Source organism: Megamonas funiformis (genome assembly GCF_010669225.1).
Taxonomy (GTDB): domain Bacteria; phylum Bacillota; class Negativicutes; order Selenomonadales; family Selenomonadaceae; genus Megamonas; species Megamonas funiformis.
This window is the reverse complement of the sequence record NZ_CP048627.1, coordinates 123,359-141,925: the sequence shown is the minus strand read 5'-3', so window position 1 is coordinate 141,925 and position 18,567 is coordinate 123,359. Positions and strand designations below refer to the sequence as shown.

The 18,567-nt window shown below is 34.1% G+C and carries 16 protein-coding genes and 1 rRNA gene; 3 read left to right on the top strand and 14 right to left on the bottom strand.

What is annotated here, in order from left to right; all coding sequences use genetic code 11:
- Window positions 1–131 precede the first annotated feature (131 nt).
- The 12 genes from GXM21_RS00625 to GXM21_RS00570 form a co-directional block, all read right to left on the bottom strand.
- Window positions 132–1,686 (bottom strand): 16S ribosomal RNA (locus GXM21_RS00625).
- A gap of 458 nt (window positions 1,687–2,144) precedes the next feature.
- Window positions 2,145–3,014, bottom strand: a complete 870-nt coding sequence (gene htpX, locus GXM21_RS00620; protein ID WP_008540253.1) for a zinc metalloprotease HtpX — start codon at window positions 3,012–3,014, stop codon at window positions 2,145–2,147.
- Window positions 3,015–3,038: 24 nt separating this feature from the next.
- Entirely contained in the window at window positions 3,039–3,710 is a 672-nt protein-coding gene (locus tag GXM21_RS00615) for a YjbE family putative metal transport protein (RefSeq protein ID WP_018999857.1), read from the bottom strand.
- Window positions 3,711–3,968: 258 nt separating this feature from the next.
- A complete protein-coding gene (locus tag GXM21_RS00610) occupies window positions 3,969–4,934 on the bottom strand; it encodes a bile acid:sodium symporter family protein (protein WP_008540251.1) in 966 nt (321 codons plus the stop codon).
- Between the two features lie 236 nt (window positions 4,935–5,170).
- Window positions 5,171–5,695, bottom strand: coding sequence for a nitroreductase family protein (locus tag GXM21_RS00605; protein ID WP_008540250.1), 525 nt, complete (start codon window positions 5,693–5,695; stop codon window positions 5,171–5,173).
- A gap of 73 nt (window positions 5,696–5,768) precedes the next feature.
- On the bottom strand, window positions 5,769–5,948 hold the full coding sequence (locus GXM21_RS00600; protein WP_018999859.1) for a hypothetical protein: 180 nt from the start codon (window positions 5,946–5,948) through the stop codon (window positions 5,769–5,771).
- An 89-nt stretch (window positions 5,949–6,037) separates the two neighbouring features.
- Window positions 6,038–8,374 (bottom strand): FAD-dependent oxidoreductase, encoded by a 2,337-nt coding sequence (locus GXM21_RS00595; RefSeq protein ID WP_008540246.1) that lies wholly within the window; start codon window positions 8,372–8,374, stop codon window positions 6,038–6,040.
- 21 nt (window positions 8,375–8,395) lie between these two features.
- A complete protein-coding gene (locus GXM21_RS00590) occupies window positions 8,396–10,027 on the bottom strand; it encodes a glutamate synthase-related protein (protein ID WP_008540245.1) in 1,632 nt (543 codons plus the stop codon).
- Window positions 10,015–11,121 (bottom strand): class II glutamine amidotransferase domain-containing protein, encoded by a 1,107-nt coding sequence (locus GXM21_RS00585; protein ID WP_008540244.1) that lies wholly within the window; start codon window positions 11,119–11,121, stop codon window positions 10,015–10,017. Before GXM21_RS00585 ends, GXM21_RS00590 begins: the two co-directional genes overlap by 13 nt.
- A gap of 361 nt (window positions 11,122–11,482) precedes the next feature.
- Window positions 11,483–12,121, bottom strand: a complete 639-nt coding sequence (locus tag GXM21_RS00580) for a hypothetical protein (RefSeq protein WP_117464522.1) — start codon at window positions 12,119–12,121, stop codon at window positions 11,483–11,485.
- A gap of 32 nt (window positions 12,122–12,153) precedes the next feature.
- Complete coding sequence (locus GXM21_RS00575) at window positions 12,154–12,552, bottom strand: DUF3783 domain-containing protein (RefSeq protein ID WP_008540242.1); 399 nt, start codon at window positions 12,550–12,552, stop codon at window positions 12,154–12,156.
- Between the two features lie 116 nt (window positions 12,553–12,668).
- The gene (locus GXM21_RS00570; protein ID WP_008540241.1) at window positions 12,669–13,721 is read right to left on the bottom strand and encodes a hypothetical protein; all 1,053 of its coding nucleotides are present in this window, start codon (window positions 13,719–13,721) and stop codon (window positions 12,669–12,671) included.
- A gap of 203 nt (window positions 13,722–13,924) precedes the next feature.
- On the opposite strand from GXM21_RS00570, the gene dhaM reads away from it, so the two are divergent.
- The gene (dhaM, locus tag GXM21_RS00565; protein WP_008540240.1) at window positions 13,925–14,326 is read left to right on the top strand and encodes a dihydroxyacetone kinase phosphoryl donor subunit DhaM; all 402 of its coding nucleotides are present in this window, start codon (window positions 13,925–13,927) and stop codon (window positions 14,324–14,326) included.
- A gap of 43 nt (window positions 14,327–14,369) precedes the next feature.
- On the opposite strand, the gene GXM21_RS00560 is transcribed toward dhaM, so the two are convergent.
- On the bottom strand, window positions 14,370–15,746 hold the full coding sequence (locus GXM21_RS00560; protein WP_039881524.1) for an amino acid permease: 1,377 nt from the start codon (window positions 15,744–15,746) through the stop codon (window positions 14,370–14,372).
- Between the two features lie 183 nt (window positions 15,747–15,929).
- Between GXM21_RS00560 and GXM21_RS00555 the strand changes: the two genes are divergently transcribed.
- A complete protein-coding gene (locus GXM21_RS00555; protein ID WP_008540238.1) occupies window positions 15,930–16,568 on the top strand; it encodes a YigZ family protein in 639 nt (212 codons plus the stop codon).
- A gap of 48 nt (window positions 16,569–16,616) precedes the next feature.
- Here the strand turns inward: GXM21_RS00555 and serC are convergent, their stop codons facing one another.
- Window positions 16,617–17,705, bottom strand: a complete 1,089-nt coding sequence (gene serC, locus GXM21_RS00550) for a 3-phosphoserine/phosphohydroxythreonine transaminase (protein WP_008540236.1) — start codon at window positions 17,703–17,705, stop codon at window positions 16,617–16,619.
- Window positions 17,706–18,041: 336 nt separating this feature from the next.
- Here serC and queF point away from each other — a divergent pair, with 336 nt between their 5' ends.
- Window positions 18,042–18,536: a preQ(1) synthase gene (queF, locus tag GXM21_RS00545; RefSeq protein WP_008540235.1), complete on the top strand. Its 495-nt coding sequence runs from the start codon at window positions 18,042–18,044 to the stop codon at window positions 18,534–18,536.
- The last annotated feature ends 31 nt before the right edge of the window (window positions 18,537–18,567 follow it).

The following is an 18,567-nucleotide window of genomic DNA, read 5'->3' as shown; positions in this document are numbered from 1 at the left end:
TTTGTTTTTTTGCATTTCTTCTTCTGTGCAGTTTTCAAAGATCAATATCTGAGAGAAATATTCTCTCAAAACCAAACAATGCTCGAATGTGCTCGACACATGCCGTTACCTCGGTAACGCATGCTCCTTAGAAAGGAGGTGATCCAGCCGCACCTTCCGATACGGCTACCTTGTTACGACTTCACCCCAATCATCGCCCCCACCTTAGACGGTCGGTACCATAGGCCCTTAGCCGGCTTCGGGTGTGAATGACTTTCGTGGTGTGACGGGCGGTGTGTACAAGGCCCGGGAACGTATTCACCGCAGTATGCTGACCTGCGATTACTAGCGATTCCGACTTCATGTAGGCGAGTTTCAGCCTACAATCCGAACTGAGAGATGCTTTTAGGGATCCGCTCCACCTCGCGATTTCGCTTCCCTCTGTTCATCCCATTGTAGTACGTGTGTAGCCCAAGACGTAAGGGGCATGATGACTTGACGTCATCCCCGCCTTCCTCCGCGTTGTCCGCGGCAGTCTACTATGAGTTCCCATCCGAAATGCTGGCAACATAGTATAGGGGTTGCGCTCGTTGCGGGACTTAACCCAACATCTCACGACACGAGCTGACGACAGCCATGCACCACCTGTTTTCTTGTTCTCCGAAGAGAAGGAACTTATCTCTAAGTCTTTCAATCAATGTCAAGTCTTGGTAAGGTTCTTCGCGTTGCGTCGAATTAAACCACATACTCCACCGCTTGTGCGGGCCCCCGTCAATTCCTTTGAGTTTCAACCTTGCGGCCGTACTCCCCAGGCGGGATACTTATTGCGTTAACTCCGGCACGGAAGGAGTCGATACCTCCCACACCTAGTATCCATCGTTTACGGCTAGGACTACCGGGGTATCTAATCCCGTTCGCTACCCTAGCTTTCGAGCCTCAGCGTCAGTTACAGTCCAGAAAGCCGCCTTCGCCACTGGTGTTCTTCCCAATATCTACGCATTTCACCGCTACACTGGGAATTCCGCTTTCCTCTCCTGCACTCAAGAAAACCAGTTCGGACCCCATCACGGGGTTGAGCCCCGCACTTTTAAGATCCGCTTAGTTTCCCGCCTGCGCTCCCTTTACGCCCAATAATTCCGGACAACGCTTGCCGCCTACGTATTACCGCGGCTGCTGGCACGTAGTTAGCCGTGGCTTCCTCGTTAGGTACCGTCAAACAAAGACTGTATTATAATCCTTATCCTTCGTCCCTAACAACAGAACTTTACGATCCTAAGACCTTCATCGTTCACGCGGCGTTGCTCCGTCAGGCTTTCGCCCATTGCGGAAGATTCCCCACTGCTGCCTCCCGTAGGAGTCTGGGCCGTGTCTCAGTCCCAATGTGGCCGTTCATCCTCTCAGACCGGCTACTGATCGTCGCCTTGGTGGGCCTTTACCCTCACCAACTAGCTAATCAGACGCAAGCTCATCTTCAAGCGGAAGCTTATGTCAGAGGCCTCCTTTAGTAAGTGTCTCATGCGATACTCTTACATTCATTCGGTATTAGCACCCCTTTCGAAGTGTTGTCCCCATCTTGAAGGTAGATTGCTTACGCGTTACTCACCCGTTCGCCACTTGGTGTTTACCGAAATAAACACCCCGTTCGACTTGCATGTGTTAAGCACGCCGCCAGCGTTCGTCCTGAGCCAGGATCAAACTCTCCAAAAAAATTATTTTTCGAAGAACCGATTGGCTCTTTAATTATCTGTTTAAAAAGAATTTATTAGGTAATCTGCTACAAAGCAGATACCGCACATTCGTTTATGTTAGAAAACATATTGTGCATTGTTTAGTTTTCAAAGAACATTTCTTGCTGGCTTCAAAAGTCAGCTTGTATATCTTAACTCAAGAAGTTTATCTTGTCAAGAACTTTTTTTAATTTATTTTTTGTTTTTAACAATTTTCTTCTTTTGAGTTGCCCTCTCGTTGAGTGCTTAATTATTATATCTACTATAAATCACTTTGTCAACATCTTTTTTGTGATTTTTTTACATTTTTTAATAAATATTTTATAAATCACTTATAAAATGTATCAAAATCCTTTATTTTTCAATAAAAATAGAGATAGCATACTAAATAAATAACATGCCATCTCGTATTGATATCTATTAACTTTACAGATTTTATTAAACTGTTGTAATACCTTGCTGACTAGCTTGCTCATGAAGTTTCGCAATTCTATCTTCAGTCAATGGATGTGTACTAAATAGATTTGCTATAGATTTTCCTTTGCCGGCTAAAGGATTAATAATAAACATATGAGAAGTTTCTGGTTTCGCATTTGGTATTTCTCCATATTTAGCATAATGCTCTATTTTTTCCAAGGCATTTGCTAAATAAAGCGGATTTCCACAAATACGGCCACCTTCAGCATCTGCATCATATTCTCGTGTACGGGAAATAGCCATCTGAATTACTGCAGCAGCAATAGGAGCTATAATAGCTGTTGCCATCAATACTAATGGATTAGAACCTTCTTCTTCATCATTATTGCTACCAAAAATAGCTGCAAATTGAGCAATATTCGCTATCATAGAAATTACACCTGCAATAGAAGCTGCTATTGTACCAATCAAAGTATCACGATGTTTTACATGGGCAAGCTCATGGCTGATAACCCCAGCTAATTCTTCATAAGTAAGAGCTCGCATAATTCCTGTTGTTACAGCTACAGCTGCATGTTCTGGATTTCTACCTGTAGCAAAAGCATTTGGCTCATCAGCTTCAATAATAGCTACTCTTGGCATAGGAAGTTGTGCTCTTTCTGCTAATCTTTCTACTAAATCATATAGATTAGGTGCTTCTTCGCGTGTTATCACTCTAGCATTATATGCTCTTAAACACATAGTATCGCTATTCCAATAAGTATAGAAATTCAATCCTAAAGAGATAACAAACATAACCACAGCGCCTGTGCTGCCGCCAATTGCACCACCAATAGCAATCAATATACCTGTTAACGCCGCCATCAATAACGTCGTTTTTAACATATTCATAAATAATTTCCTCCTAAAGTTCTGTTAACAATTACAACTTTTATGATTTTTAAACCAACCAAAACTCAATATCATTAATACCAATACAACTTTAATAATCAAACTCCATTCCACTAAGTAAACACCAATAACTCTATCCATTACCATCATTTCAGCAGCAGTATAAGCTAAAATACCGCCACCTACATAAACAAGACCTGGTAATTTTTTCATTATCATTAAAAATAATTGCGCACCACATAATACTATTGGCAAGCTAATCATCAAACCACAGATAATTAAACTCCATTTTCCTTCTGGAACCATATTAGCTACGCCTGCTAAAGATAATACATTATCTAAACTCATGATAAAATCTGCAATAATAATAGTTCTTACTGCAGCCATCAAAGTAGTCGGCTGTTTATCACCGGCTTTGTCATCACCATGGTCAGTCAACAATTTAACTGCTATATATAATAGAAGAATTCCTCCTATAAATTGTAAGTATGGTAAACCTAACAATTCTGTAGCAAATAAAGTTAATAATACTCTAATTATTACAGCTCCCATACAACCAATTATCATGGCTTTCAATTTCTGTTTATCAGGAAGTCTTTTACATGCCATAGCTATTAAAATAGCATTATCACCACTTAAAATTAAATCCAATAACAAAATACTTCCTAGAGCTGCAAACCATGCCGCAGAAAACATGCCTTCCACTTATTCATCGCTTCTTTCTAAATTAATTTGTATCATATTGATGATATAAAAAAAGACCCTGCTTCCTAAAACATCAGCCTAGGAAACAAGGTCTTGCTTACATGTTAAATGTCGATTGTACCGGAGATAAACTCGTATTGACGATATCAATCGTTCAGCTACTCCCCTTGCGAGTAAGTAATCATTACTAATAATATAGCATATTCAATATTTACCTGCAAGATATGATTTATCACTTTATAATTTAAATCAATTTTCTACTAATTTATTAGCAACTGCTTTTTCTTCTTTATCCATTTTTCCAGCTAAATAATTTGCTGCTAAAGAACCAGAAATATTATGCCATACACTAAAGATTGCTCCTGGTATAGCTGCTACAGCACCAAAGTGCATCATAGCAAGAGATGTTGCAAGCCCTGAATTTTGCATACCTACTTCAATAGAAATTGCTTTTGATTTAGCCATATCCATTTTTAAAGCTTTAGCAATAGCAAAACCTAAAGCGTAACCTAACATATTGTGCAAAATAACTACAGCCATGATGAGTAAGCCAGTTTCCATTATTTTTTGTGCACTAACAGATACTACGCCACCTACGATTAAAACGATAGCAATTACGGAAATAAGAGGTAATAATTTTATAGCCTTGCGTACAAAATCACCAAAGAATTTATTGATGATAATACCTAAAGCAATAGGTACTACTACTACTTGAATAATAGAAATCATCATTGCTTGTAAAGAAATATCAATCCATGCACCAGCGAGCCACCAACTGAGAATAGGTGTAACAATTGGCGCCAAAATTGTAGTTGTCATTGTCATAGATACGGATAATGCTACATCACCACGTGCCAAGTAAGTCATAACATTTGAAGATGTTCCACCTGGGCAAGTACCTACCAAAATTACACCGACTGCAAGTTCTGGTGGTAATTGAAATAATGTTGCTAAAACCCAAGCAAGTGCTGGCATAATAGTGAATTGAGCAAGTGCCCCAATAAATACATCTTTAGGACGTTTAAATACTAATTTAAAATCTTCAAAACGCAAAGTCATACCCATACCAAACATGACAATGCCTAATAAATATGTAACATATTTCGCCGACCAGGTAAAAGTCCACGGCATAAACAAAGCAATTGCAGCCACGATAATAACAAAAGCCGCCATATATTTCGATATAAAATTACTGATTGCTTCTAATGTCTTCATCTTAATCCCTCCATAAAAACTATAAGTCCACCATAAAAACTATATTATAAATGCATTTAAAATATGTAAAATAAAGTTTCATCTTATAAAATAAGATATTTAAGTATATATAATGTTTACATATTTACAAGTGTTAGCTTATATAATACTCCAAAAATCAACTTCTGTCAAATAAAAAAGGTATTTAATGTCTATAAAAAGTCCATTAAATACCTTGAAATCTATTTATATTATGCTTATTTAACAAAAACTACATAATCATCTTTACGAGGAGCAGGTTTTGGTAAATCAACTGCTGGATATCCTAATACACAATGTCCAACACCGATATAATCACCTTCAATACCCCATTGTTTCAATAATGCTTTGCCTTCTTCTGTAGCAAATTCTTCTTTTGCTCTATTAATCCAGCAAGAAGCAACACCTATACTATGAGCTGCAAGCATTAAATTTCCCATTACAAGTGAACCATCTTGAACAGCTGTAGTTCTTGTTGCATCAGCTAAAACTAAAATCACTGTAGGTGCTCCATAAAATGGGTCAGATTTCACTCCCATAATATCAGCATTCCATTTAGATAATTTTGCAATTACTTCAGGATTTTGAATAACTACCATTTTCGGAGATTGCAATCCTTTACCTGTAGCTGCATATTTACCCGCTTCTAATATAGCTTGTAACTCTTCATCTTTTATTTGCTCAGCTTTAAATTTACGACAAGAACGTCTTTCAATCATAGCTTTTATAACTTCATTAGTCATTATATAACCCTCCTTATCTATGTTATTTTAGTTCCACAATTTTCTTTGAAAATCCTTTATATTTTAAATAATATCATTCTCTTTTTCCATGCAGATAATCAAAAACTTGTTTTATCATGATAAGTACGACAATTACAGCTATAAATTTTACAAATTCTTCTATGAGTTCTGGTACATTTAAAATATGAAATACTGCTCCTACTATCAATAATATACATAAAATCAAAAACTTCGCCATTAATGATTTTCTCATTTTATTCACTTCTTTTTTCTATAATATGATTTAATAAATTCCATAAAAAAGCTACCTGTTTAATAACAGATAGCTTTTTATTTATCAGCTTATTCAGCTTTTGTTCTATACATTTTTATTTCTTCTGGATTATTTTTTAATGTCCAAATACCGCAAGGACAAACGCCTGCACAAATACCACAACCGATACATTTTTTAGCATCAGATACATATTCAAAGCTACCATCTAAATGTTGAATACGTGTAATTGCTTTTTCTGGACAAGATTGCATACAAGTTTCACAATCACGGCAAGTACCACAACTAATGCAGCGATTTACATCATCTGCTGGTTCGCCAAGATTGCAATGATGACATTTATCAAAATAAGCTTTAGCTAAAGTATCTTTATTTACTTGCTGTTTTTCAGGGAAAGCTTCTACTTCTTTATTCATCACATAAGCATCTGCATAGTAAGCTGCTTTTTGACCTGAACCGATAGCATCAGTTAAACGACCAGGTTTGATTACGTCCCCTGCTACAAATACTCCATCTAAAATGGAATTGTCTTTATTTGGTACAACCCAATCACGGAATTTTTTAATGCTATCATCTTGTGGTAAGTAATCAAGAATAGGTGCTTCACCGATTGATACCATAACCATATCACCTGGAATGAAACGACCTTTATCATCATAGATACCTTCGTCAGTGATTTTTGTTGTCATAAATGGCCAAACTAATTTACCGCCACGGCTTTCAATATATTCAATTTCTTCATCAAAAGCTGCTGGTTTTTGTACGTCGATACAAGTAACAGTTTCTGCACCCATATCATAAGCACCACGAGCTGTATCCATGCCGGCATTACCGCAACCAATAACGATTACATGTTTACCAACTTTTGGATTATCACCGCGATTTACTGCTTTCAAGAATTGAAGACCCATGACGAGTTTTTCTTTACCTTCCCAGTTAAAGAAACGAGATTTATGACCACCTGTTGCTACAACAACAGCATCTGCATTATTTTTAATTTGAGCAAATTTATCAGCATCAACTTTGCATTCTGGTACGAATTTAACGCCCATATCTTCAATGCGTTTAAGTTCAGACTGTAATAATTCATGAGATAAACGAGCACGAGGAATAACTTGTTCAAGTTTACCGCCCATATGTTTATCATCATCATAAACAGTTACATCATGACCTTTGCGAGCAAGTTGCCATGCAGCAGATAAACCAGCTACCCCACCACCGATAACGGCGATTTTTTTGCCAGTTTTAACTTTTGGTGCATCAACTTTTGTAAAAGCTGATAAATAGCCAAGTTGACCGATTTGTACAGCTTCATCAATGCCACCACGAGTACAACCTTCCATACAAGGATTAGGGCAAACACTACCGCAAACAGAACCTGGGAATGGTGTATATTCTAATACAAGTTTAATTGCGTCTTCTAATTTACCTTGACGAATTAAGTTATAACGTTTTTGAGTTGGTATATTTGACGGACAACTAAATTCACAAGGAGCTGCAAATTTTGCATTTTCCCAATAAGGAACTCTTTGACGATATGTTCCTGTTACAACTGTAGGATTTACAGCAAAATCATCTACAGCAACATCACTGAACATACCACCTTTTATCCATTCATTTTGACGGAAGGATTTTATATCTGGTTGTTTATCAGCAATAGCTTGTTTTTCTGCAAAAGTTAATGGTTCAAGTTTATGCCATTGTTGCCAATCAGATAATTCACTGCGAAGTTCTGTTTTTCTGATGGATTCCAAGAATTCGTCCATATTATTATCTAAAAATGCAATGTCTTCATCTGTTAAATCTTTCAAGCGAATATCTGCTGGATAACCATCTATTTTTCCACGGAAATATACTGTACCGCCTACCATACCTACACATGGACGTTCGCCGAGTACACTTGCAAATTCTTCACTATCTACACCGCAGACAACAGCTTTACCACCACCCATGAATTCAAAGGAGAATGAACCTACATTTTTTAATACCCATAATTGTGGTTCTTCATAAAGTGGGTCATGTTTCATAAGTGAACCAGAACGAGTACCTGCTCTACCACCGATATAAATTTTACCGCCAGCAGAACAATGACCAGCTGTATCACCAGCATCACCGCGAACAGTGATTTTACCACCAGCATTAAGCCAGCCAACATCAGCAGAAGATGATTCATCTACTACGATTTCTGTATTATCAAGACACATACAACCAACACGTTGACCTGCATTAGTTACATGGAAAAATAATTTTTTTCCTTCTGGATGCCATAATGGACCACCAATATCATGTTGACCAGAAGCATGTATTTCAAATTCTGTTTCTCCTTGAGCTACAGCTTGACCAATAGCAAGGAGTAAATCTTGTGTGGACATACGTTCATGTCCAACTAAAGTATCTATAGTAAACATCTTAAAAATCCTCCTCACTAATTAGCATACATATTGAATGCCAAGTTTTTCAGCAATAGCTTTATCTGTAGAAACAAGAGCATCACTTCTACCAATTGGAAGAGATGAGTTACCAATTGGAGCCATGAGTTTTCTAAGTTCTTGGTCAAAAGCTAAGACATAATCAACGATTTTTTGTGCGCCTTTATCAATATCAAGACGTTTAACAAGGCGAGGGTCTTGTGTACAAATACCAGTTGGACATTTACCAGTATTACAAGAATTACAACGACCATGTTCATTACCAACACAGCCTAAAAGTTGAATTAAGATTTTACCACAGAATACCCCATTTGCACCAAGGCACATCATTTTGAAAGCATCAGCTGCTGCATTACCAGTAAGACCGATACCACCACCACCATAAAGTGGAATTTGACCTTGAAGACCTTGTTTTACAGCTGCTAAATAGCAATCACGAATTTTGGAAACAACTGGATGACCTGTATGGTCTAAGGAAATTTCATTTGCAGCACCAGTACCACCTTGAATACCATCAATGAAGAAACCGCCACAAATTTTATAAGGGTCACGAAGTAAATTATTATATACAGATACAGAAGTAGCTGAAGCAGCACATTTAATAGCTACAGGAACTCTGAAACCAAAAGCAGCGTTCATGGATAAATGCATTTTCTGTACAGATTCTTCAATGGAATACAAACCTTGATGGTTTGGTGGAGAAGAAAGTGTAGCTTTTGGTACACCACGAATTGCCTGAACATGTTCTGCTACTTTAGCTGCAGGAAGCAAACCACCATCACCAGGTTTTGCCCCTTGACCAATTTTAATGAGAACGCCTGCTGGGTCTACTTTCATTTTAGGAAGAGCTTTTACAATACGGTTCCAACCAAAGTGACCAGAAGCAATCTGTAAAATCATATATTTTAAATAATCCGATTCCAAAAGTTTAATTGGCATACCGCCTTCACCAGAACTCATGCGAATTGGAATATTGCATTTTTCATTCAAATAAGCACAAGCAAGAGCAACAGCTTCCCATGCTCTTGTAGACAAAGCACCAATGGACATATCAGAGAAAATAAGTGGATAAATCCAATTTACTGGTGGTGCTTTATGTTCCATAACTAATTTGCCATTTTCCATTTTTAAAGGCAAATCTTTTGCTGGTAATACTCTACCAAATGGAGAACGTATATCAAAAGTATGACGCTGAGAGTCAAGTGCAGGGTCAGTCATCTGACTGATACGACCTACAATAATGCTATCTAATGTTCTTTGTGCATTTAAATTTGTACGTCCACCACGTTTAATAGGGCCATGATCACGAGAAAGCAATGTTTTTCTTGTATCAGCATTTCTCACTGGACGAATAGCACCATTTGGACAAACTTTTTCACACATACCACAACCAACACAAGCATTTGCAAGTGTTTTTACCTGTTTTATAACAGGAATTGCTTTATGTGTATGTTTTGGATCAGGGAATAATCCATCAGAAGTAGTTTTATCTATGCGAATTACATCTGCTTTAATTGCTTGAAAAGTACAAGTTGCTAAACAGCTACCGCACATAGTGCAACGGTCCATATCATATTCAATTTTCCAATTAAGGTCGTTTGTACTTATATCTTGCGTTTTTACTGTTTCCATCTTTGAACCTCCAAGTCATTGTTAATTACTACAACTTCACGTTCATTAGGATAAATATCTTTGCTCATATCTCTATTTGGCAATATTTCATTAATACCACAAACTTCTGAAGCAATAGCTACCATATTTTCATCGCCACCTACAACAACTGGGCGAAGTTTTTTAGAATCACAGCATGTCATCATTCTGCCATCTGGTAAATTAGCAATAACTGTATTTGGTCCATTTATTTCTAAATTAGCTAAAGATTGACGAATAGCTGTTAATACTTCTTTATCTTCACGTTTATCAATTTCTTCAAATGGAAGAGGTGTAATTACATGTTTAAAATATTCAATAGACCATTTTAATTCATGTAAAACATAATGAAGTGTATATAAGAAATTTTGAGAGTCTGATTCAAAACCTATATATCCACGATGTAAAGATTTTTGGAACTCTTTATTTTTAGTAAAGAATGTATTTTCACCATTAGCGCAAAGAGTATATCCTTGTAAAAAGAATGGATGTGCTGCATAACGTACAATGTCATAATTTGTATTTTGACGACATTGAGCAACAATATTTTTAGCAAGTAAACAGCCATTTTCATTCCAAAGATGGAAATATGTAGCAATATCAGCAGGGTCACCAATTTCTTTCAAAGTAAGTACATCTGGCCAAAATGAATATACAAAACCATTACCTGATTCTTCTAATATTTTACGAAGAGCTAAACGTGTATCTAATAACAATTCGCCTTTTTCTTCTTCTGATTTATCTTTGTAATATTCAGGATAATCATAATTACGGAATATATAATATGGCATAGCTTGAATATCTAAGCCTGGTTGTTTATCAGGGACGGGAATCCATTCAGCCAACTGAATAAAATTGTGGCTGTCCATATATTCTTCAACCATTTCTGCACCGCGTTGAGTACAAGCTAAAGAAAGTAACGGCTTATCTTTATAATCGGAAAAAATACCATATAAATCCTTCATAACCATAGCAAATCCAGAGTTATCATGACCTTCTTGTTGAGGTATCATTAATTTTAAAGCTTTTGCCGGACTAACAGGAACTTTACTTTTTATAGAACCTATTCTACACACAATAACCGCCTCCAATAAATTATTTAAAACACATCAAAATAAATACATTCGTATTTTTATAATGTACCTTTATAATAAAGTGCAATATACATTATAAAAACTTGTTACTACGATGTCAATATATTTATACAATAAATAAATCTTATCTTTTACACAAAACCCTTATATTTAAAAGCTATTTAAAATAGTTGTAATATTCTGTTTTGTATATTTAAAAATTATTATGCAGCAAATGAAGATTTACATATTAACAAAGTCTAATAAAATAGCATATTTTTAGGCTTCTTTTACTTTACTGCATAAAATTGTATTGTATAGTTTTACTGTATACAAAATAAAAAAGGCAGAAAATATCTGCCTTTTATTTTAAAAACTCATTTATTAAATTTTCTAATCTATATTTCAATATACTTATCTCGTCGCTATGTTCATCTAAAAAGCCCTGTGTAGAATTTTTTAGATCAGTTATATTTTCTTTTAAGTCTTTATCTTGTGCTATATCTTCTTCTAATCCACCAAGAATTTGCTTTGCCTTATCTACTTTTGCTTCAAAAGTCTCTACCTTTTCACTTACTTGAGTATCAAGATTATTTTCATCTGTTTTATCATCTAATTTTAATTCTTGTCTCACTTCAGTTTTTACTACTTCTTCATCATCTCTATCAATAGGCATATTCCAAGAAAAAGCCAAATAAAATCCCAGTATAGCTACAATTACAAAACTAGCGACTATGAGAATTTTTCTTACAACATTTTTTACAGTCTGTGCAACATTTTTAGTTTTTTGAGAAATAGTCAACTTTGTTTTCGTTTCAGGAGCTATATCTTCTATTTTAATCTTATTATTTTTTTCAACCGTAGTTTTTGGCGTATTTTCTACTTTAGTTTCATAATTAAATCTAGCTTGTTCTAATTGCTCCATTTCTTCTTCAGTTAAAAATCTTGTAGGTTCATCATTTCTAGATATCCCTACTTTATTAAATGATTCTTTATTATCCAACAAAATTCACCTTTCCATTTTAAAACCAATTTTTATGCATCTTGTTTTTGCATCGCTAAATGTTCTTTTTCTAGTGCATGACAAACACGCGCTATACTCCAAAAGCGATTAAAAGTCGTAACAACTGCTTTGCAAATAGGCACTTGCAGATTTTTTTCTCGCATTACTTTTAAGACATTATCTAATCTAGGTTTAGTAAAATTATGAAACATCATTAATTCATATTCAAAATTTAACACTTCTTCATTTGTTGGCTGTACTTTGTTAAATCCCTTTAAACCAAATAAATAACCAATTTTTTGATAATGTTCTTCTTTATCTACAGTAATAACTTTTATTTTCATCGCTTCTAATAAAGTTTTTATTTCCATTAAGCGTAATTCATCTGTAAAATTATATAATAAAATCATTTCTTGAATATTTTTTTTCATACTAAAATCACCTCTTCCCAATTATAAATTATCTATATAATTTAAACAAGAATAGAGTTTTACGAAAAAAGCTCCCAATAGAAATATTTACATATATCTATCAGGAGCTTTATTTTTTATTTTATTTGTCCTTCAATTCGTTTAGTCAACAAATTAGCTTCATATTCCATAGTTTTAGCTTTTTTCAAATTATCTGTAGCTTCTCTTAATGTTTTTATATCTTTATTATCTAACCATTTAGCATAATCTTGATAATAAGCTATTTTGCTTTCACATGCTTTTAAACGCAAATTATGCAATGTTTCTGCTGATTTTGGTACTTCTACAGATTGTAATGCTTCTTGTAACTCTTTCAATTGAGGTAATATTTTATTTTCAATATCGTTTTTCAAATCAGTTCTAGTTTGACTACTACCCAATGTTCCTAAATTCAATGCTGCATTTAAATTTGCTTCATTTTCTGTTAAAATCTTTTCTTTATCAATGATAATAAGCGCTGTTTGACTCAAATAATCTTTTATGAATTCTTTTCTGCCATCTTCTAGAGCTTTGATAAAATCAGCAAAATTGTCTACACTAACAACTTTCCAATAACCATCTGCTTGTTCTTCTAATGACACTTTAAATACAAATGGCTGATTAATTTCACTTTGAGTTACTTTTATACCAGCTTCAGCTGTACCATTATCTTCATTTGTATTAATATAATCAATTCCTTCAAAAGTTAAATCAGTCAATCCAGATTGTTCTAATATCATATCTGAATTTATCATGGCACCTTGAGCATCTGCTGTTGTGTTTCCAGATTGCCAACTACCTGTTTTTACATAATTATTTAAACCTTCTTGTAAGCTAGCAACTATTGGTGCTTTAAACATTGTAGCTAGACTATTCATTGCTACTTTTGCTTCTTCTGGCAAATTAGTTTGCGATGCAATTATACCATCTAGCATATTATTAGTTACACCTGCTACAACATTATCAACATTTACATACTTATTAAATTCATCTACATCATGATTTTGTATTGATTCTTGTATAACTTTTAGCGTATATTCGGGTGTCTTTACATAAAAATTAAAATATGCCAGGCCTCCACCTATAACAACAAGTACTAATAATATTGCTGCTGCAAAAATCTTTAATTTAGTACGCATTGATAATACCATAGTTTTTCCTCCAATTATAATTTAATTAATAATTCCCATAATATATTATATCTTCAATATCAATTATGGCACCTATTCACATCTTATGCAATACTTTATCTATAGATATTATCTAAAATATAGTATTAATAGATTGACACTATGGCTCAAGTAACATATTATTATCTAAGAACTTAATTTATACTTGGATAGAGGTGTGCTTCGTGATAGGTATTGTAATCGTATCTCATAGTTCTTTAATTGCAGATGGAACTAAAGAGCTAGCTCTCCAAATGGCAGACCCTACATTGAAAATCATGGCCGCAGGAGGCACATCAGATGGAAAACTTGGCACCGATATGAAAAAAATAAAATCTGCCATCGAAAAAGTAAATGGAGCTGATGGAGTTCTTATACTTACTGATTTAGGAAGTTCTGTATTAACAACTGAAATGGCTATTGATATGATGGATGAAGATGATAAAGATATCAGTAAAATTCAAATAGCTAATGCGCCTTTAGTTGAAGGAGCTGTTATTGCTGCTGTTGAAGCTTCATTCAATAGTGATATATTCAGTATAAAAAAGACTGTTGAAGACATCATCATAAAAAAGGTTCCATTATAAAAAAGCTGTACATATAATATGTACAGCTTTTTTTCTTTATCGTTTATAATTCTGTTTTATTGCGAACTAATCCTGCACGGTGAGCCTTTATCTGTTTTAATTTAAAAATCACCATCGGTATTACCATCATTGGAATACCTGCATATAAAGTAGAACGTAAATCATCAGTAAAGGCAATTACAATAAGACAAAATACTTGTACCCAAATTCCAAATAAAGTTACATAAGGGAAAAATGGAGTTTTGTATTTTAATTCAGATACTCTATTTTCTGCCATCATTTTTTTGCGGAAATTATATTGACTCCAGCAAATAGAAATCCAAGCCATAGCACCAGTAAATCCAGAAACAGCTAATAAATAAGTATATGCTGTTTCACTTGTATCTAAAGTATATAATAAAATTATAATCCAGCAAGCACAAATAGATACAATAATTGAATTTTGAGGCATACCATTATGATTTAATTTACCTAAAAATTTAGGTGCCATATTATGTCTAGAAAGTCCATGTAATGCTCTGCCCGCACCATATAGACCTGAATTAGAGCAAGAAATTGCTGCTGTAAGAATAACAAAAGCAAACATATATCCAAGCCAGTCAAATCCATAACGATGAAGTGCTGCTGCAAATACACTTTCTGTCAAAGTTGCTTCGTCCCATGGCAATATTGATATTAATAAAGTAATTGGTATTATATATAAAGCAATAATTCTCCAAGTAACATTGCGAACTGCTATAGGAATACTTTTTGCTGGGTCTTTACATTCTCCAGCAGCTAAGCCAATTATTTCTGAGCCTTGGAAATTAACTAAGATAATTACCATTGTCATGATAATTGCCCAATATCCATGAGGAGCAAAACCGCCACTACCTAATAAAATTTTTGTTCCAATAGGTTCGCCAGTTTCACTAGCCCAGCCCATACAAATAGCAAAAGCAATAATACTGAAAACTACTAATGCGACTATTTTTATAATTGATAACCAAAATTCACTTTCACCAAACTTGCCTACACTGAATAGGTTTATAAAGGTAACAACTAGACCAAACGATACAGCCCACCATAACTGACTGACCTCAGGTACAAATTGATTCATGATAATCCCCGCTGCAATCATCTCTGCAGGTACATAAACAATCCAATTCAACCAATATGCCCAACCGACACCACATGCCCATGTAGGCGATATATGGTCGTTTGCATACGTGACAAAAGAACTAGACACAGGCTGAGCTACCGCTAATTCAGCCAAACATAGCATAACGCATAATACTACTATCCCGCCCAATAAATAAGCTAAAATAGAAGCAGGTCCTGCTTGTTCTAATACATAACCAGTACCTAAAAAATAACAGCTCCCAATAATTCCCCCAAGAGAAATAAGCTGTATATGTCTGTTTTTCAGACCCCTATTCATTATAGGTTTGTTGTTCATCTCCTTAATAACACAACCTTTCTTATATTATTTTATATACTCTAAAGTATATTTATTTTTATTACAAAAATAATACTATAAAATTCATCATTTTACCATACAAAAAGAAAAAAACTTATAAAAATTTTCATGCTATTTATATTATAATTATTTTGAGGTGAAATTATGCTTGAATATAAAACAATCGAAGGCGAATACTTTACTGAATGGGAAATCAATAAATCTAGATTTTTAACTTATATTAAACATGTAGAAACAGAAATAGAAGCTCAAGAATTTATTTCGTCCATAAAGAAAAAACATTTTGATGCTCGCCACAACTGTTCTGCTTATATCATTGGCGAACGCAGTGAAATCCAAAAATCAAGCGATGATGGCGAACCTAGTGGCACTGCTGGAGCTCCTATGCTTGAAGTCCTCAAAAAAAATGAATTAAGTGATATTGTCGTTGTCGTTACTAGATATTTTGGTGGCATAAAATTAGGTGCTGGCGGTTTAATTCGTGCCTACGGAAAATCTGTAACCTTGGGACTTGATGTTTCCACTATTGTAAAAAAATCCATCTTTAATTGTTATAAACTAGATTTAAATTATGATTTACTAGGCAGTTTTGAAAATTATCTCCACCAAAAAGAAATCCGCATACAAAATAAAGATTATAGTGATATCGTAAGCTTTACTTTATTATTAGCCCAAAATGACAGTGAAAATATTCTAAAAGACATCACTAATTTATCTGCCGGTCGCATAAAAATAGAAGAATTAGAACCTGTTTACTTAAATATTCCCTTAAATGCAAAATAAAAAAATCCTTAGTAGTTAGATTTAGCTACTAAGGATTTTTTATTAAATTTATTTATTAGCTTTGCGGAATTTTTCCATAAAGTCAACAAGAGCCTGGCAACCTTCCATTGGCATTGCATTATAAATAGATGTACGCATACCACCAACAGAACGATGACCTTTTACACCACCTAAACCATGTTCTAAAGCTTCTTTAGCAAATTTAGCTTCTAATTCTTCACTTGGTAAGCGGAAAGTAACGTTCATGAAAGAACGGCTATCTTTATCTGCATGACCAACATAGAAACCATCACTATTATCAATAGCATCATAAACTAATTTAGCTTTAGCTGCATTTTTCTTCGCCATAGCTTCTAAACCGCCATTAGCTTTTATCCAAGCTACTACCTTACCTACCATATAGATACCAAATGCAGGAGGTGTATTATATAAGGAATTTTTCTTCAAATAAGTATCATAACGAAGCATTGTTGGCACTTCTTTTGGAGAATTTTCAAGGAAAGATTTACGAGCAACGACTACAACAACACCAGCAGGGCCAAGATTTTTTTGTGCGCCTGCATAAATTAAACTGAATTTAGAAAAATCAAGTGGACGAGATAACATATCAGAAGACATATCCGCGATTAAAGGCACATCGCCAGTTTCTGGAATGTAATGATATTCTGTACCATAAATTGTATTATTGTAGCATAAATGAAGATATGCTGCATTGTCGCTTAATTTAATTTCATCTTGAGTTGGAATATGTTTAAAATCTCTATCTTTGCTAGAAGCTGCTACAAAGCCACGATTTAAAAGTTTTGCTTCATCATAAGCTTTAGTTGCAAAACTACCAGATAATACATAGTTACCCACTTTGCCATCAACAGCAAAATTCTGTGGAATCATAGTAAATTGCATACTTGCTCCACCTTGACAGAATAATACTTCATAATCATCACCAAGACCCATAAGCTCTTTTATATCTGCTTTTGCTTGATTATGTACTTGTTCATATTGTTTAGAACGATGACTGATTTCTATAATTGACATTCCACTTTTAGCAAAATTTAAAAATTCAGCTTGAGCTTCTTGTAATACTTCTAAAGGTTGCATAGCAGGACCAGGATTAAAATTGTAAATACGATTTTCCATCGAATAAGCCTCCTAAAAATAAAAATATAAGTTCTCCTTATTGAACTTATCATTTAATAATACTTTTACCATCTTACAATATTATATTTTAAATAAACATTTTGTAAAAAATATGATATTATTTTAAAATATCTATGATAATATGTCAATTTTACTGCTACAAAAGTATTTTAGTCAAGTAATAATATTCTATTTTATTGATAATTTGTAAATCAAGCTTATAAGTTTTAATACTTAACCATATTTCTACATCATTTCATAAATATGATATAATATTTATTAATCACTTTATTTTTATACGTGCAATGATTAATTATTTAAAAGGAAGGTATATAGATGCGCACTAGCGAAGAAACTAAAGACATTACGCTTTTAGGTCAAAAAAATGTAAAATACGAATTTAATTATCGTCCAGATGTATTAGAAACATTTGATAATAAACACCCTGACCATGATTACTGGGTAAAATTTAATTGCCCTGAGTTCACTACACTTTGCCCTATCACAGGTCAACCAGATTTTGGTACAATTTATATCTCTTATATTCCTGATGAAAAAATGGTGGAAAGTAAATCCTTAAAATTATATTTATTCAGCTTTAGAAATAACGGCGATTTTCATGAAGATGTAGTAAATATCATCATGAAAGATTTAATTAAACTCATGAACCCTAAATATATTGAAGTATGGGGAAAATTCTTACCTCGTGGCGGTATCTCCATTGACCCATATACAAATTATGGTCGCCCTGATACAAAATATGAACAATTAGCTCAAACTCGTTTTGTAAATCATGATTTATATAGCTTAGATAAAGTAGATAATCGTTAAGTAAAAATAAATTTCATAAGATGAATTTTAA

What these genes read in the sequence shown, in the direction of transcription:
- GXM21_RS00595 (WP_008540246.1), bottom strand. Translation starts at nt 8,374, where the DNA reads ATGTTTACTATAGATACTTTAGTTGGACATGAACGTATGTCCACACAA.
- GXM21_RS00615 (WP_018999857.1), bottom strand. Translation starts at nt 3,710, where the DNA reads ATGTTTTCTGCGGCATGGTTTGCAGCTCTAGGAAGTATTTTGTTATTG.
- GXM21_RS00610 (WP_008540251.1), bottom strand. Translation starts at nt 4,934, where the DNA reads ATGAAGACATTAGAAGCAATCAGTAATTTTATATCGAAATATATGGCG.
- queF (WP_008540235.1), top strand. Translation starts at nt 18,042, where the DNA reads ATGCGCACTAGCGAAGAAACTAAAGACATTACGCTTTTAGGTCAAAAA.
- GXM21_RS00590 (WP_008540245.1), bottom strand. Translation starts at nt 10,027, where the DNA reads ATGGAAACAGTAAAAACGCAAGATATAAGTACAAACGACCTTAATTGG.
- GXM21_RS00555 (WP_008540238.1), top strand. Translation starts at nt 15,930, where the DNA reads ATGCTTGAATATAAAACAATCGAAGGCGAATACTTTACTGAATGGGAA.
- GXM21_RS00560 (WP_039881524.1), bottom strand. Translation starts at nt 15,746, where the DNA reads ATGAATAGGGGTCTGAAAAACAGACATATACAGCTTATTTCTCTTGGG.
- htpX (WP_008540253.1), bottom strand. Translation starts at nt 3,014, where the DNA reads ATGAATATGTTAAAAACGACGTTATTGATGGCGGCGTTAACAGGTATA.
- GXM21_RS00570 (WP_008540241.1), bottom strand. Translation starts at nt 13,721, where the DNA reads ATGGTATTATCAATGCGTACTAAATTAAAGATTTTTGCAGCAGCAATA.
- GXM21_RS00605 (WP_008540250.1), bottom strand. Translation starts at nt 5,695, where the DNA reads ATGACTAATGAAGTTATAAAAGCTATGATTGAAAGACGTTCTTGTCGT.
- serC (WP_008540236.1), bottom strand. Translation starts at nt 17,705, where the DNA reads ATGGAAAATCGTATTTACAATTTTAATCCTGGTCCTGCTATGCAACCT.
- GXM21_RS00575 (WP_008540242.1), bottom strand. Translation starts at nt 12,552, where the DNA reads ATGAAAAAAAATATTCAAGAAATGATTTTATTATATAATTTTACAGAT.
- GXM21_RS00600 (WP_018999859.1), bottom strand. Translation starts at nt 5,948, where the DNA reads ATGAGAAAATCATTAATGGCGAAGTTTTTGATTTTATGTATATTATTG.